This is a genomic window from Staphylococcus simulans (genome assembly GCF_002994445.1).
Lineage (GTDB): Bacteria > Bacillota > Bacilli > Staphylococcales > Staphylococcaceae > Staphylococcus > Staphylococcus simulans_B.
On sequence record NZ_MRZJ01000005.1, the window covers coordinates 50,100 to 67,247 of the forward strand.

A 17,148-nucleotide genomic window follows, 5' to 3' on the forward strand; every position below is an offset into this window, starting at 1 on the left:
AGATACATGCAAGCAACACAATAGAAAATTTAAAAATTCTTTTTTAACCTCTATCATCTTACTTACCTTTATATACACCTAATTCTTTATGATAACTATTAATAGTATCTTCCAGACGATTTTTTATCCATCTCTGTAACCTCTTTTTGAACTTGATCTAAATCCAATTATTTTAATTTTCTTTTATTATAACTATTTTTAAATCTAGGTGTATCAGAAATAGGTTTGGTATTCGGTGCATTTATTTTCAAAATGAGTGGCATCGGAAATTCTACTCCTGTAAGAATAGCTTCGCCCTCTCCTAAAATGGGTAGGTAAGATAAAATTGACATACTTGCTGATGAACAAGCTTGTTTTATAGCCTCTTTGTCACTATAGTTGATCAATCTATGCACAACAAATGTTCCTACTTGACTCAGTGTTCCTACTGGTATATCTCTAGGCATTTGTGTTGCTAAACAGAGGAAAAGGCCATTTTTTCTACTTTCTTTTGCAATCTGATCAAAAGCTGATAAATTCTGAGTTTCAAAATAATCATCTTTAACTTTATTATTAAGGAATTGGTGTGCTTCATCAACAAAAAGTACAATAGGATTATCTTCCAACGCTTTTTTTCTTGATTTATTAAGTAAGTACTTACCAATTGCATTAGCTAAAATTTCTCTCACTTCAAATTCATAACTTATGTTTTCAAATCCAATTCTTAATAACATTTGTTCAGATTCATTTTTTAAAAAATTATCTATTATGTTAGTTATTTCACTTTTATTACCGTTATCGTTATTTTTGAAGTTAAACACATTATTAATACTAGGGTCCATACCCAAGTTTGAGACCCTTGACTGTAATGTAGTACAAAATCCCAAAGCCCTTTCGTCAGGGTCCCCAAATTTAGTTTGATTAATCCAAATACATTCTTCTCTAATTTGTTTTGAAAGCAAGTTAAATTCAAAATCAAGGTTATTTTCAATATATTTCGCACTATACGTATGAAATAACTCGTAATTTTTAATACAGTTACCACTTTTTTTTACTGTTTTTAAACCTTCTCCTTCTTCCTGTTCAAAATATTGTTTTACATTATTTATTACACTTCCAGGATAGTTGTTTTGTTTTTCACCATCATTTTTAATTTCATTATAATATTTAAGCAATTTCAAAGATGTTACTGCTTCTTTTAGTTTAGGGGATTGTACTCCCTCTGAAGGTTTAACTAAATAATATAAATCCTCCATCGTTAAATTTTTATAAGAAAAATAAGCATTTTGTCCCATAGCAACAGAAATACACTCATCACTCTCAAAAGAAGTATATTCTCCAGTCGGATCAATAATTATTGCTTTTGTCTTATTCTTTTTCATTTCTTCTAACAACCTTGCAAGTGTCCAACTCTTACCTCCTCCTGTAGTACCTACAATTGCACAATGCCTACTAAATAAAGCCTGTTGACTTACATTTATCTCAGATAAATCATCCGAAATCAATGTTCCTATTTTTACCATTAAATCATCTTTATTAGCTCCACCAAACCTTTTAATAAATTTACCAAAAAACTCATTTCTACAAATGTATACTTTGGCACCAATATTAGGAAATGCAAAAGCAGAAACCAATATTTTATTAGTATCAAAATAGTCAAATGCCATAAGAATTTCAACACGTGCTGTTGGATGAAAGTCTGTATTTCTAAATTTACTATCGCTGAAAGTAAGTCTTTCTTTTTCAGGCAAAACTACCTCAATAATTCTACCTATAAACCCAACGTTTTCCCCTTCAATTGTCACATAGCTACCAACTAATCCTCCATTTAATTCTTCCTCACCTATTATTGTCTTATCTAATAGGGTAGATGTTGGAAAGTGTATTTTTATATATTCTGGATTCACTTGGTTCACATATCCTAAAAAAAGATTGTTATCAAATGCTCTCATTTGTAGTATTTTCTCCTTGATAATAGTAACTATAAATTTGTGAATCTGGATAATTATTTACAAAACTTTCAAATTTTTCACTGACTAAATAAATAGAATCAAGTACTTTAGACTTTTCTCTATATTTATGGTAGTTGTCATTGTTCTCATCTTTTTCATCGCTTTTTACACCTGGGCTTACTATCAATACGGTAAGACTCCCGTTTACATTCATAGCTTCTTCTATCATTGCTTCAATATGATTGTCCCCAAAACTAAATCCTATAACCATTAATAATGTATTCTTTTTTCTTAGTTCTCCTTGGAACCGAGAAACCATTTCAAAAAAGGGTTGTTTATATGAATTTTCATACTTATTAGTACTTGGATAAATCATCAATGGGTTACTTGTTCCATCATTTTTTATTATTCTTTCTTCTGTCTCTTCCCAGTCTATAGAGCCATGTGGTTTGTATATATGTACAACTTGAGAAACGTAATTTTCATCAGTCAAAATAGCATGGGTATTTCTAGAAATTATGTCATAATCAAAATAAATTCCGTTAAACTGTCTTGGAGATGAAAATGAAAAACCATCAATAACAATAAATCCTCCTAGGGAAGCAGCCTGCTCAAAAAGTGTATCATAGTTTAAAGTAAATATTTTGGGCCTATTATATTTTAATTTTCTTGCAGATAACTTTCTTAAAAAACTCAAATGTACTTCTCCACCAACATTTTCTATAGTACATTCACTTTTTATAATGTCTTTTATTTCGTTCATTGTATCAATAACTTCTTGCTTATCATTAAATATTGACGTATATCTCTCAGCATTTGACAATAAGTCTTCTAAGTTTTTACTATCTATACCTTTAAATTGAACATTACTGCAAAAATCTTTAAATTCTTTACAACCTACTTTGTCAACAACTTCATCCCATAGATTGTACATACTTTTTCCGCCAAATCCTATCGAACTTCCAGCTCCAGTCAACACTACAACATTCTCATACTGTTTTGATAAAATTGCCTTATACTTTTCTCTCATCACATTTTCAGCAAATTCTTTAAAGTCAATATCTTGGCATTCTTTTTTTCTTTCTTCTTTATCTATTAACGGAGCATTATTTAAATATACATTTTTGCTATCATAAGATATATTTTTATTTTTTCCGAACATTATATTTACTTTTGTCACTTACTATTCCTCCAAACACCATAATCACAATAACATTTGATTTAGAATTCCTTCTTTTCTCTCTTTTAATTTTTCAACCTTAAGTCTCATAGTAATTATATATCCATCAATTTTTTCCAACAAAATACTTATTGAATTTTGTTCATTGATTTCGGGTATTTTTAGACTAACATTTGCTATTTCTGATTTTTTTAAATTAGTTTGTCCAACACCACTATCATATTTCAAAAGTTGTTTATTTCTATTTAATATTAAGTATAAAAAATATGGGTTACCTAAAAAATTATATATTCTACCAATACGTTGATTTAAAGTAAAAGTATCCTTCTCATTCACAAAATAGCATTTAGCTAGAGCTTTCCCGTTTGGAACATCACTCATGACTATAGCTATATCATTTACGTACATTGGACTTAATCGTTTTTTAACCCTTTTTATTATTTTACCTTCAGATGAAATAAATTTAGAATTTATCAATTTATAAGAACCGTTGCTATCAACAATATCTTCATGTGCTTTTCCGTTTTGAAAAAGTGAAACTTCTCCCAGTTTTTTCTCTTCCCACTCTGGATAATCATTTCCATTCTCATCTTTAAACCGTAATTCTTGAGAAAAAATCTTTTGCATATACCCCTTCTTCTGTTCTTCTAGCAATACTAATTTCTTTTCCTCAAGTTCAATTTGTCGATCTAACTTGCTAAAGAAGTCGCCAATTTTTTGTTGTTCAATTTTTGAGGGTAAAAAAACCTTAAATTTTCCTAAATTCACCTTAGAAATACCTAATACTGATATTCCGTTTCCTTCTTTTTTGATATGTCTTTTATAATTTTCTGTTTTAGTAACATTAATTAAAAAACTAGATATTAGCTCCTCTTTGGGTCGAAAAAGGTGTGTATGCAAACCAGCAATTACATTATTATCATTGAAATTTACCATCGTTGCCTTTCCAAGATCAGCATAGTCTTCTGATGCATCAGCAAATAATACGTCTCCTTTTTCAACAATTACAAAATCTTTTTGTTCGGTAATGGTAGATAATTTATCCGTATCGTTTAAAATGCTCGGTAATTTTGTATGAATATCACCATAATGAATGTGCTTATATATCCCCAATCCTTCTTTAGCTCTAGAAAGTGGATACGATTTTAAATAATCCCCTAAATCCCCTAACTTCTTCTCTTCCCACTCTCCTGTAAACTCAGGAAAGCGAAGTTCAGGTACATTAGGTTTGTGTTGGTTATTAGTCATGCTTATACACACCCAATTCTTTGAGGTAGCCATTGATTTCTTGTTCGAGTTGTTCTATTTCTTTGTCGATGTCTGCGATGTCTTTTTGAACTTGATCAAGGTCTACAGGTTCTTCTTCTTCGAATGTGTCGACGTAACGTGGGATGTTAAGGTTGTAGTCGTTTTCTTCGATTTCTTTAAGGGATGCTTTATGGCTATATTTTTCAATTTCTTCTCTGTTTCGGTAAGTGTCGACAATCTTGTTTACGTCTTCGTCTGAAAGGTGGTTTTGATTTTTACCTTTTTCAAATGATTGAGAAGCATCGATGAATAAGACATCGTCATCGTCTTTTCTGCATTTTTTGAATACTAAGATGGATGTAGGAATACTTGTACCAAAGAATAAGTTCGCTGGTAATCCGATAATCGCATCTAAGTAGTTTTTCTCCTCAATCAAGTACCGACGAATTGTCCCCTCAGCTGCACCACGGAATAAGACACCATGCGGCAAGACTACTGCCATTGTTCCATTATCATCTAAGTGATAAATCATATGTTGAATGAAAGCAAAGTCAGCTTTTGATTTAGGTGCTAATTTACCATAATTGCTAAAACGTTCATCATCCATGAATCGTTTGTCTGCACTCCACTTCGCACTATATGGCGGGTTAGCAACAACCGCTTCAAACTTGTCTTCATTCACTGCCGGATCTTCTAATGTATCACCGTTTTCAATTTGGAAACGTGTATAATTCACATCATGTAATAACATATTCATTCGTGCTAAGTTGAATGTCGTACTATTATATTCTTGTCCATAATAATTCCGTACCTTCGCTTCATTACCAACTCTTAATAATAATGAACCTGATCCGCAAGTAGGGTCATATACACTGCGTAAATCTTTTTTTCCTGTAGTCACAATCTTAGCCAAGATTTTAGAAACTTGTTGCGGTGTATAGAATTCACCCGCTTTTTTACCTGCTGTAGCGGCGAACTGACCGATTAAATATTCATAGGCATCACCTAACATATCAATTTCGATATCATCTTGTACGAAAGGCAATGCGTTAATATTATTCATAACTTTTGAGATGAGGTCTGTTCGTGCTTTGTTAGAATTACCTAAACGTGATGAGTTTAAATCCATATCATCAAATAGATGAATAAAGTCATCTTCACTTTCCTCACCACGTGTTGAAGCTTCCACATTGTTAATCGCTTCATGTAAATCTTCAATTTCAAAAGTTTGATTTTTTATCTTCTCAATTAAGTGACTGAATAAGTACTTAGGTTCTACTACAAAACCAATGCGATCAATTAATGCTTTTTCAATGGCAGCTCTATAATCGGCGTCAGTCCATGCTTCTTGGTAAGATAAATCATCTTCACGTAACAATTCAGCAACTTTTTCTTCTGTCTTTTCGGATAAGAAACGATAGAAGATTAATCCTAAAATATAGTTTCTGAACTCACTCGCATCCATGTTGCCACGTAAATCATTCGCAATATCCCATAATTTCTTTTGTAATTCAGCCGTTTGTTGTCTTTGTTTTTCCGTTGTAGACATTAAATCGTCCCCCTGAGCAAAGTTTCTTTTAAATATATATCCATTAATACTTCACGTTCTTGTTTTAAATATTTCAACTTGCGTCTTTTTTCTGCAATGTCACCAATTATTTTCTGTTCTTCATATGGCGGCAAGGTTATTTTCATCTCTTGTAACTGCTTTGCAGTAATTTTCTTCACAAGACTTCCACCTTGTCTAAACAATTTCAGTTGTTTTAATGATTCAGGTGATTCATTGAACCAGTAAACAAAATAATTCGGGTCAATACGTTCGTTATCTAAATCAATTTGAGTATAGTTATATGGTAGAATCATACCGGAATGTTTACCTGTAATACGTACACACTCCCCATTCATCATGTTAACAACGATTTGTCCTTGATAAATATAAGTAGCGTTATTATCATCTTTCAAAATCAAAGTCGTCGGTTGGTGAGTTCCAGAGTTATACATGCCCATATCTTCATTCATCAAAGTTTGATCATAAACTTCATAACGCTGGCCTTCTTGCTTATCTACGGTTTCTAGTCTATTTAATAATGAACCACTCTTATAATTCTTGATAAAATTAATGTTCGCCACCTCACTTATATGTATTTTATTAATACTACAATAAACATACACCATTTCTTTTAAGTAGTAAAGAGAAACTACAACGTTAAATAGAGTGAATTATTATTCTTATAACGTATATAGTTGCTAAAGAATATATGCGCAACTATTTTTATTAAAAATATAGAGCTGGTCAATAATCTATCCAGCTCTATCACACATTCATCATTATATAATTTTAGCTAACCGACATTCGAAAACTTATTTACCGTACGAATAATAAAGTTTTTGACTTGTTCTACTTTCTTATCGCGTATTAATAATTTGCCTTTTACTTGCTTATCAATGGCATCTTTATTGATTTGACCACTGTATTCATATTCGTCTATAAATTTCTTCAAATTACTTTCTGGAAATTCTTTTTTAGAAGCGAACTCTTCAATTTCTTCTTCTTTTTTCTCTTCTTCAAAACGATAATATATTTCACGAATATCTGAGTCGCGTTCTAAATTAGGCACAACCTCATCCAAGAACTCTCGAATTAAATCAGATTTTAGACGTAGTTGCTCATCATCAGCTTTATCCAGCAACTTATGAATTTCTTCTCTATCATTTCGTTGTGCTTTTTCATCTTGAAGGTTAATCTCACTGATAAGATTCATGATATATTCAACATTGATAATATCATTGCGCATGATTTCAATCTTGAAATCAATGTCTTCTAATATAGATACTTTATCTCCAGCATTTGCTTCTCTTTCGGCACGTTTCTCTGCCATAACTTTCTCGTAGAGATACAAATATTTCCCTTTATAATCTTCATACATTTGTTCTCCTATTCCTGCTTCATCAGGTGTAAACTTGAATTCTTCAAATGACTTTAATCGTATTAAAATCATTGATAAGTCACGGAATGCAAGCACAAATGCTTCTTTATCAGATTCTTTTTCTAATAAATCTACTGCTTCAGGAACAGGTGCAATATCAAAGACTTTTGCTAAAGCATCTTTAAAGTTTTGAAGCAGTTTATCATATGATGGACTTAACACAACATCTGTATTGTCTGTTTGCGAGAAAATTTCAATTGCTCTATCTGTCTTACTTTTCAAATCACGATAGCATACGATATTACCATATGGTTTAGTTTCCATTTCAACACGATTTGTTCTAGAGAAAGCTTGAATTAAACCATGATGCTGTAAATTGCGATCTACATATAAAGTATTCAGCTTTTTACTATCAAAACCTGTTAAGAATAAATCTACAACAATTAAAATATCAATCTTCTCTCCAGGTAATACTTTCTTCATTCGTTTTGAAACATCAGAGAAGAAGCCTGGGTAGTTATTAGAATCATAATTAGTACCGAAACGCTGATTGTAATCTTCCATCACTAAATCTAACTCTTCACGTGCATATTTATGATTTTCTTTTTCTTTTGTATTTTCATTCGGCTGAGATGTGAAAATACTAGTGACCGTTAGATTATGATCACCCGCTGCTTTCATAGCTTTAAAAATACGATAATACTGCATCGCTATAGGTATACTGCTTACAGTAAAGATAGCTGTGTATTTACCATTTGCTGTTTTCTTGTGATAGTTTTCAACGATATGTTTAGCGATTTCTTGCAAACGTTCTGGTGCCTCAAAAAATTCTTTCGTATCAATACCACTGACTTCAAGCTCTTCTATATCTTCATGCGCACTTGCATTACTAGCGTAATCCACAGAAAAACCGAGTACATTGCCATCTCTGATTGCGTCCTTAATCAAATAACTGTGCAAGCAGCGTCCGAATATATCAGCTGTTGAACGTCCATCTTGAGATTTATTTTCCTCAAATCGAGGTGTTCCTGTGAATCCAAAATACTGTGCATTTTGGAAATGTGCTTTAATATCATTATGCATCCTGCCAAACTGAGTACGATGACATTCATCAATAATAAATGCAACTTTATCTGATTTATATTGATCCATAACTGAATGACCAGAGTTTACAGCTTTAGACATTTTTTGAATCGTTGTAACAATAAGCGTTTGTGTCGCATCTCCTAGTTGCTTTAATAAAGTTCTAGTGTTATCCGTATCATCAACCGATCCTGATTGGAATTTATTAAATTCAGAGAATGTCTGACTATCTAAGTCTTGTCGGTCTACTAGAAAAATTACTTTTTTGATATCCTTTTCTCTTGCTAATAGCTGACTGGCTTTAAATGATGTCAATGTTTTACCGCTTCCTGTAGTATGCCATACATATCCGTTATTATTAGTTTCAGTCGCTTGATTTAGGATACGCTCCACCGCATAGACTTGATAAGGTCTTAAGGCCATTAAAAGGCGATCTGTTTCATTTGTGACCATATAACGCGTTATCATCTTTGCGATATGACAAGGCTCTAAAAAACTTTCGATAAAATCATGCAAATGATTAATACGTTGGTTTTGCTCATCTGTCCAATAAAACATGAAGCTCTTCAACAATTTCTTATCACTGTTTGCAAGGTAGCGTGTTTCCATTTTATTACTGATTACGAACATCTGAATAAATTTAAATAAGCCAGTAAAATTGTGACGCTGGTAACGTTCAACTTGGTTAAACGCTTCAGTGATAGCCACACCGCTTCTCTTTAATTCTATCTGAACTAATGGCAGTCCATTAATCAAAATCGTAACATCATAACGCCCTTTATACTTATCTTCAACTGTTACCTGATTTGTAACTTGAAACGTATTCTTGCACCACTTCTCTTGGTTGATAAAATCTAAATAGGCTTTAGTATCATCATCCCTGGTCAATACATATTTATCTCTCAAAATCGTAGCACTATCAAATACTGATTTATCTGCTATATCTATCATTAAACGTTTGAATTCAGTGTCTGACAGCGGTTTGCCCTTTAACTTATCAGCGTTTCTTTCATTCAGAATTTGTCGGAAATTTTCCTTAAGATGTTCAGTATCATGTATTTTTACGCGCTCATACCCTAAATCCTCTAGTTGCTTTATCACATCATTCTCTAATGCATATTCACTTTGGTGTGCCATTAGCATCCCCTCTATATTAATATTCTCCATTGATACTATTTTACTATAAAATATATTGATATTTCAGTTTTCTAGCAATTTTTATAGTTATTCCAGTGAATATATCACTTTTAATGAGTCAAAAGCAAAAACCCCATGAACTTTTACATTCACGGGGTTTTTAAGTCATATTTAATTACTCGTTTTGTGGATTTGGCCATATTTTAAAAGGATAACGTTTACCACTATGAAGAAATATAAGTGCTAAAGACTTTGGGAGGCACATTGTTTAAGTAACTTGGGCATAAGTTAACGAAAGTACTTTTCATTATTGCGAGAATGTTTAAGGTATGGTTAGCTTCTGCAATTTTACAATTATTATAAAATAAACAATTCTATGAGGTTTTTTCTACATTAATGTTAATACGCACTCAAAACAGAGTTTCATTCTCATCAATAGTGTATGTCTTCTTTAACACTTAAATCACCAAAAAAGCATTAAAGCAGTCATACGAACTTTATTTAAACTGGCACTCCCAAAAACTGGTCGGTTAAATTGATTACACGAAAGTAGAACTTATCAACAACTGAAATGGTTTTTATTAATGGGACTCATTTACTCAACCAGCAATACTGTAATCATCTTATATTCAAGTCTTATCTCGTAGAATCAGCCTGCCTCCGATCCATACATCAAACACTATTAAAATCAATTCCCTACTAATGACTTTAGCAGCATTTGATCATCTTGCGATGTCTGATAACGTCTGAACATCAGATGATATGCACTATTTCTTTAGCACCTCATTATTTTATAACGTCAAACTACTTTTTGACCATGTCAGAATGTCTTTTTAAGTTATCCAAATGTGTTTTTCTATTAAAGTTATTTGGAATTAGATTACTAAAATTATCATAATTCCTTAAAAGTAAAGAAATGTTATATCGATTAAATTTGTACGATGTTTTCCACACATTTTGTATAAGGATCCGTAGTCTTACTTCTCTATTTCATTATCTTTCATCATCAAATTTCAGTTCCGCTCAACTTCACCGTAAACAATACTTTCAAATGATTCCAAATTCTCTAATGCTTTATTTAACAAACCTCTTTTAACAAGTGAAACATAAATAGAGCATGCTTCTGCCTGACAATTATAGGAACGTTTAGGGTTGAATTCTATATCAGTAAATGCATCATATTTTAGAATTTCATTAGCGATTTTTTCATTTTGAGTTAATGCATTAACGTATAACCAATTATAGAAAAGTGTTTTGGGCTCCAACTTGAAATCTCTTCCGAAGCAGTGGTAACTAATCATTACATCATTTGAGTCAACTTGTTTTAATTTCAATTTCATCTCTCGTGAAGTATAGCCGTCTCTCAACATATAGTTGTGTCGTCCTGCTTTTTTATAAACTTTACTAGATTGAAATAATTGTTCAACTGTAAATGTGTGTCCTTTTACCGTCTGAATACTGAGATTGAATGCACTTGCCTGAACCCCCACCGAATTTGTAGATTTACTCGATACTTCAAGTAACGTGGAGGTAGGAAAACATGACAAAAATGCTTCGTGTAAACTAACCACGCTCTTTTGTTTTTGCTTTTTTGCAAACCCAGGATACCATCGAAATGTAATGTTTTCTTTCATAAATTTCAAGCTTTGATTATCTATATAATATACATATCTATTAGCCATGATTACTTATATTCATCACCTTTTCATAAGGCAACTCACCTTTTTTAATAATTTCACCACTTCTTTCTTTTCAAATAAATCGCTGGACGAAACAATATCATAGTCTTTGATATTCACACCACAAAGTTCTAACCGTAAACATTCATTCTCAGCAATTTTATCAGTTGGAAAGACAAGTCCAATAATATCTTCTTTTGCTACTTTTTTGTATACCAATACTTCACCTTGTATATTAGTCGGGGTATTATCTGGATAACTATCTGGTCTATAAAAGTCGGTTTTTCCTACTACTACTTCATCAAACATTTTTTCTAATGCTTCAGGACCTTTTCCTATTAATGTTCCCCCTTTCGTAGCAGCATTAACCGAACAAAATTTAGTGGTTTGATCAATAACTTTTGGATCTATTAATAAAATAACCCATTCATTAAAAATTTGATTAATACTCCTCTTTAATACTGATGAAAAATAATAGCAGTTCGGATACTGCACAGAAGTGCATATATAATCTTCATGCTTATCATATCTATCTTTATCTGTTTTATCGAGAAAGGAAGTATCAGATATAAAATTGTTTGCTAGAATGCCATCGTCACTATCTATACCTTCACCTAAAATAAAAGGTAAGTTTTTAGATTTAGTGAAGTGACATAATCTCGTAATTTCACGCTCTTTTAAAATTGATTCAAACATTTTTTACCTCCTATTCTGCAACATATTCACCAAATAAACCTTCAGGCATAAGCGGAGTTCTATTTCCTGAATGAATAATCACTAACTTTTCCTTAGCACGCGTTACACCGACATAATATTGAGCAATATATGCCTCTAAAATTTCATCGTCTATATCTTCTAAGTTCCAATCATCTTTATCAATTTCCAGTTCTTTATTGTCATTCATAATACTTTCAATAAATATAGATTCGCTTAAAAATGGCATAATGACAATGTCAAACTCCAGACCTTTTATTTCTCGATATGTTCCATAGAATAATTTACTTATTTCAAATTTATTTTTATCTTTAACACTCACTACATTTAGCCCATGATGTTTCATATAGCCTGTAAATTCTTGTGCTTTGATTGTTGGTAAAATGACACAAACACTTCTATCCGTCTGCTGAATGGTATTGCTTGAAAGAAACTGATACATCATTGTTAGTTCGTCGCTTTCGTTGTCGTACTTCATAATTTTAGGTTTAGGTCCTTCTCCAACACCTAGTTTAGCCTCTGCATAGAACTCATTACTTTTGTCAAAATACTTAGATTGAGATAGTTTCAATGCAAACTCACTAATTGGCTTACTATTTCGATAATTTTGATTGAGCTGATACTTTTTATAACTCCTCATATCTATACCTAAAGACTTATAAGAGATCCTTTTTCCGAATACACCTTGATTAATATCTCCCAATAGAACCATTGCTCCTGTGCTATCACTTAATACATTAACTGTTTTCAACATATCTGAAGTAAAATCTTGAAACTCATCCACTAATATATACTTATAACTCGTAAGTGTTTCAATATTAGGTTCATCTTTGAGCTTTTCAATAATTTTACAAATTATCGATCCAATATCTTCAAAATCAAAATGACGATTTTCCTCTTTCCTTATCTCTAAATACGCTTCATATACTTCATAAAAATATTTGCGTTTAGATCGCTCTACACGTGTCCCTCTTCTGCCAATGCGTTCCATTTCTTCATACATATCATATGAATCCACTGACATTTGTTGTAGCCAAATTACTTCATCAATAAATGTTTGTAATGGGCGATTAAACGTACTTTCATCTTCATCACTATATTTTTCTTTAACTTTTTCTAATGCTGCTTTAATTTGTACATTCCTATTACTATTGTAAGGTATCAATTTTTTTGAACCTATGTATTTGTTCAATTCATAATATCTGTCAGAGTAATTTGCAACTAATTTCTGTAATACTTCTCTCATAAATTTATGATAGGTCATTATTGTCAAATTCTGAGGTAGCCCATCTCCCCATTGTTCTGCTAAGTATTTTAGTTTACGATTCATATCATCGTTAACTGCTCTATTAAAAGTTAACAATACTATGCTTTCTGTTGGATACTTTTTAGAGAGCCAATAAATACGATAAATAGCTAATAATGATTTACCACATCCAGCACTACCAGTAATTACCATGTTTTGATTATCTGGTACATATAGAATTTCAGTTTGATGTCCAATTAGCTTCGGTATTGACACTTTAACTCCTCCCCTTCATAATAGCTTTGAACTAAATCGGATGGTCAAATAATTGTATGCAACCCCTATTGTATCATTGTACTTTTGTAATTAAACACTATTGCAAAAAACTTTTTCTATAATACTATTAACTACGGAGGGAGTACATGTCTATGCACAACAATTCATTAGAATCACTCCAGCAGCAAAACACACAGCTAAATAAAAAAGTGAAAAAACTAGAGCACTTGTTACAGTCATCACTCAATATTGGAGAGCAAATAACAAGTAATCATCTGCAAAAGTTATTTCTTAATTTGAAAGAAGAAAAGCTTATAAAAAACTATGCAATATATAATAATATTATTGTTGAAAACAAAGAAGAAATTCATCAAGTAGATCACTTTGTCATCTGTGATCATGGTTTCTTTGCAATAGAAACCAAACATTGGAAAGGCGATATTTACTTTAACTTCCACAAAGATAATTTAAAAGACTATAATCTTGATGGTTTGAAAAAATACTTATTCACTGACAACGATGATAGTTATATGACCTTTATACTTTGTAATGAAAACAATCAATTTCAATTCAAAAAATATGGACATCCCTTCCAACAAGTAATGAAATCTACAACATTTTGCCAAAGTGTACTAAAAACTGACTTCATCGAAAACATAATTTATTTTAACCATAGAGGAGAAGGTGAACTATTCGTCGGCAATGCTTATAAGTACGTTGAAACACCTTCATCAGAACAAGAATTAAGCGCGATAATCCGAAAGAAAATCCAAAGAAACAAGTCACGTAAAAATATGGACAGTGCCACAATTATGTCCCATTGTGAGACCTTGAATAAATTTGCTAATAACGATGCAACAATTATTAATATCCACTAACCCAATGTTCTACCAATACTAATCACATAAATGCAACTACCCCTTCTTTTTAATACAAACAAAGTTTGAAGTATCAATACCTACATTTCGGTAGCGATACTTCCTTTTTAATTTAGAGTACTATTTCAAAGTCAAAGGTAAGACTTCCGTTTGTCTGAAGTAAGAGTGACGGGTGTGTAAGAAGCATTGATTTGACAAGGCTTATGCTGTTTTTAATTTCCTAAGATCTTTTCATTCTTTTTTTATTTTCGGCTAAAGCTTTGTACGAAGTTAACGAGAATTGTTTTGTATGCTTCTATAGATTGCAGTTCCACATACTCCCCTTCCCCATGCCAATCTGAACCAGAAGGTCCAAATTCTATTGCTGGTACATCATACTTTAAATAATAAGCCGCATCAGAAGTACCGTGCTGACCGAAAACTTTTGGTGAAGAATGGGTTGTTTCTTCGATACAACTTAACAATAGCTGCATAGGCTTGCTTTCAAGATCATTATCTACCGGCACAGCTTCATAGTGAATTTTTACGTTGGCATCTGTAATCTCTTTTATTTCTTCAAGTATCTCTGCACTGGATTGTTCTGGCAAATAGCGTATATCAACATTCATCTCACACTTTTGCGGTACTTTATTATAGGCATCACCGCCGAGTATTTTAGCAAGATTAATTGAAGGAGCATCATATAAGTCGCTCGAAACTTTTGCGAACGGCAGTTCTTTTATGGCTTCATATGTCTTAAAAGCTTTGATAATCGCATTGTCACCTTCCCAAGGCCTGCTGCCGTGTGCTGGTTTGCCTTCAAAGAACATATCCAATTGCAAAACACCTTTTGCTTTATAGCCTACACCTAATTGCGTAGGTTCACCGCAAATCGCAAAGTCGCCTAAATAAGCGTTATCAACTAAATAAGAAGTACAGAAATTACCTCCAGTTTCTTCATCAGACACAATATGCAGCTGAACTGAAGTATTGCCTAAGTCTAATGTACTCAACTCAGTGATGGCTGCCATCATGGCAGAAAGACCACCTTTCATATCTGCAGTTCCGCGTCCATACATTTTGCCATCCTTTACTTCAGGCTGAAATTGATATGGTTCACCGCTCACCACATCCACATGTCCATTGAAAATTACCTTCTGTTCACCTTTACCTACTGTACATACCAGCATCTTATACCCTTCATTGATTAATATTTCAACTTCTAATCCTTTGCCTTTCAGCCATTGTTCGCAAAAATCTATTGTCTTATTCGCCATAGCTTGGTTCGCACTATTAAACTCTGCTAAAGCTTCTAATAGTTCAGTCGTTTGTGTCATACTTGCCCCTCCTTACAGAAATGAATATTTACACTTTATTACTACCCCATATTTCTATGCGGTATATTCATTTCCGATAAAAAACCACCAACCCTGATAGGATCGGTGGTGAGAAGTATATAGAATGCTTATCTGTTTTTTCCTTTTGGTATCGTCACAAAAGATGCAATAAATGCACTTAACATGACTGCTGCACCTACCACAAAGGCTACGCCTGCCGCAAAAGCGGGTGTATGGTTAGGTTCCAGTGATGAGTACACTGTTGTGAGTATTGCGATACCAAATGCTGCGCCAAGCGTGGATGACATTTTGATAATACCAGATGCCACACCCACTTTTTCTGCAGGTACACTTGTTAAAGCTGTATCGAGTACCGGTGTTGCAAAGAAGCCAAGTCCTAAACCTATGAATAAGAAACCAATAACTGACACGATGATATATACAATATCTGGTAGGAATACAGTTGAAATTAATAAGATACCAATCGCAATCGAAATAGGTCCTGCCATCATAGGGAATCTTGGGCCTTTACGTTGTAAATAACGTTCTCCGATACGAATCATAGACAGACTTCCGATTAAGTAGGTAATTGTAACGAAACCTGCTTTTAAGCCTGAGAAGCCAAGCCCTGCTTGTGCATAGATATTAAAGAGCGCAAGTGATCCGATAACTGTGTTTAATAAGAAGTTCGCTGATACTGTCCCGATATACGTTTTATTTGAGAAGACACTAAAGTCGATAAACGGTTGATGCTTTTGTTTCTCAAAGAAGTAGAAGACAATCACTGAAATTACAAAGATTGCGTCTAGTGTTAATGTAATCGGGTTTAACCATCCCATTCTAGTCCCTTGTGTTGTTACGACGTTGATACTTAACATCATAATCAAGAAGATGGTAATGCCAACAACGTCGAACTTAATATTTTTAGCGCCGGGTTCTTTTGATTCAGGTACACCTCTAAACAAGTACAGTGCAACTAAAGATAGAATGATAGATAATACGAAGATCCATTTCCATCCGAAGAATGTCGCTACTAAACCAGCAAAGAACGATGCGATTCCAGTTCCGCCGTATGAACCGAATGACCAGAAACTCAATGCTTTTTGGCGTTCCTCATCATGATAGAACTGGTTAATAATCGCGATGGTTGCCGGCATTAAGCATGCCGCAGACAACCCTTGCAAAACACGACCAATAATTAAGAGTGCCGGGATACTTGAAATGATTACTGCGATGGATCCGACGATACTTAAGATAATCCCGATACGTGTCATTTTTACACGGCCCAGCTTATCTGCTAAGCCGCCAGCAACTACAATAAATATTCCTGTAAAGAGTGAAGTTAAGCTTACCGCAATATTCACTACGGTCATATCTATGTGATAATCTTTTTGCACATGAGGCGCAATGTTTAGAAATGATTGTGCGAACAACCAATAAGTGAGGATGGATAATATAATCGCAACGATCAGCTGAGTTCCAGGTTTAAATGCTTGTTGTTCCTTTTTTGATGCCATTGTTGTATCCTCCTCG

At 32.9% G+C, this 17,148-nt stretch carries 12 protein-coding genes; 1 reads left to right on the top strand and 11 read right to left on the bottom strand.

The features are described from left to right. Positions 1-167 precede the first annotated feature (167 nt). The 9 genes from C7N65_RS07990 to C7N65_RS08030 all read right to left on the bottom strand — a co-directional run bounded on the left by C7N65_RS07990 (position 168) and on the right by C7N65_RS08030 (position 13,421). Positions 168-1,931, bottom strand: coding sequence for an ATP-binding protein (locus tag C7N65_RS07990; RefSeq protein ID WP_234019063.1), 1,764 nt, complete (start codon positions 1,929-1,931; stop codon positions 168-170). Next, positions 1,918-3,111: an SIR2 family protein gene (locus C7N65_RS07995; protein ID WP_105993955.1), complete on the bottom strand. Its 1,194-nt coding sequence runs from the start codon at positions 3,109-3,111 to the stop codon at positions 1,918-1,920. The genes C7N65_RS07990 and C7N65_RS07995 overlap by 14 nt, the downstream gene beginning before the upstream one ends. 24 nt (positions 3,112-3,135) lie before the next feature. Further along, the gene (locus C7N65_RS08000; protein ID WP_105993956.1) at positions 3,136-4,359 is read right to left on the bottom strand and encodes a restriction endonuclease subunit S; all 1,224 of its coding nucleotides are present in this window, start codon (positions 4,357-4,359) and stop codon (positions 3,136-3,138) included. Next, positions 4,352-5,908 (bottom strand): type I restriction-modification system subunit M, encoded by a 1,557-nt coding sequence (locus C7N65_RS08005; RefSeq protein WP_105993957.1) that lies wholly within the window; start codon positions 5,906-5,908, stop codon positions 4,352-4,354. Before C7N65_RS08005 ends, C7N65_RS08000 begins: the two co-directional genes overlap by 8 nt. Next, entirely contained in the window at positions 5,908-6,489 is a 582-nt protein-coding gene (locus C7N65_RS08010; RefSeq protein WP_105993958.1) for a restriction endonuclease subunit S, read from the bottom strand. Before C7N65_RS08010 ends, C7N65_RS08005 begins: the two co-directional genes overlap by 1 nt. 212 nt (positions 6,490-6,701) lie before the next feature. Next, positions 6,702-9,506, bottom strand: a complete 2,805-nt coding sequence (locus tag C7N65_RS08015; protein WP_105993959.1) for a type I restriction endonuclease subunit R — start codon at positions 9,504-9,506, stop codon at positions 6,702-6,704. Between the two features lie 1,013 nt (positions 9,507-10,519). Beyond that, positions 10,520-11,188 carry a DarT1-associated NADAR antitoxin family protein gene (locus C7N65_RS08020; protein ID WP_105993960.1) on the bottom strand — a complete coding sequence of 223 codons (669 nt, stop codon included), beginning with the start codon at positions 11,186-11,188 and terminating at the stop codon, positions 10,520-10,522. Positions 11,189-11,203: 15 nt separating this feature from the next. Next, complete coding sequence (locus tag C7N65_RS08025) at positions 11,204-11,881, bottom strand: DarT ssDNA thymidine ADP-ribosyltransferase family protein (RefSeq protein ID WP_105993961.1); 678 nt, start codon at positions 11,879-11,881, stop codon at positions 11,204-11,206. 10 nt (positions 11,882-11,891) lie between these two features. Beyond that, complete coding sequence (locus tag C7N65_RS08030) at positions 11,892-13,421, bottom strand: UvrD-helicase domain-containing protein (protein ID WP_105993962.1); 1,530 nt, start codon at positions 13,419-13,421, stop codon at positions 11,892-11,894. A 146-nt stretch (positions 13,422-13,567) separates the two neighbouring features. Here C7N65_RS08030 and C7N65_RS08035 point away from each other — a divergent pair, with 146 nt between their 5' ends. Continuing rightward, positions 13,568-14,299: a nuclease-related domain-containing protein gene (locus C7N65_RS08035; RefSeq protein ID WP_105993963.1), complete on the top strand. Its 732-nt coding sequence runs from the start codon at positions 13,568-13,570 to the stop codon at positions 14,297-14,299. A gap of 242 nt (positions 14,300-14,541) precedes the next feature. On the opposite strand, the gene C7N65_RS08040 is transcribed toward C7N65_RS08035, so the two are convergent. Both C7N65_RS08040 and C7N65_RS08045 read right to left on the bottom strand, forming a co-directional pair. Further along, the gene (locus C7N65_RS08040; protein ID WP_105993964.1) at positions 14,542-15,615 is read right to left on the bottom strand and encodes a M20 family metallopeptidase; all 1,074 of its coding nucleotides are present in this window, start codon (positions 15,613-15,615) and stop codon (positions 14,542-14,544) included. A gap of 128 nt (positions 15,616-15,743) precedes the next feature. Continuing rightward, a complete protein-coding gene (locus C7N65_RS08045; protein WP_105993965.1) occupies positions 15,744-17,132 on the bottom strand; it encodes an MFS transporter in 1,389 nt (462 codons plus the stop codon). Between the last annotated feature and the right edge of the window lie 16 nt (positions 17,133-17,148).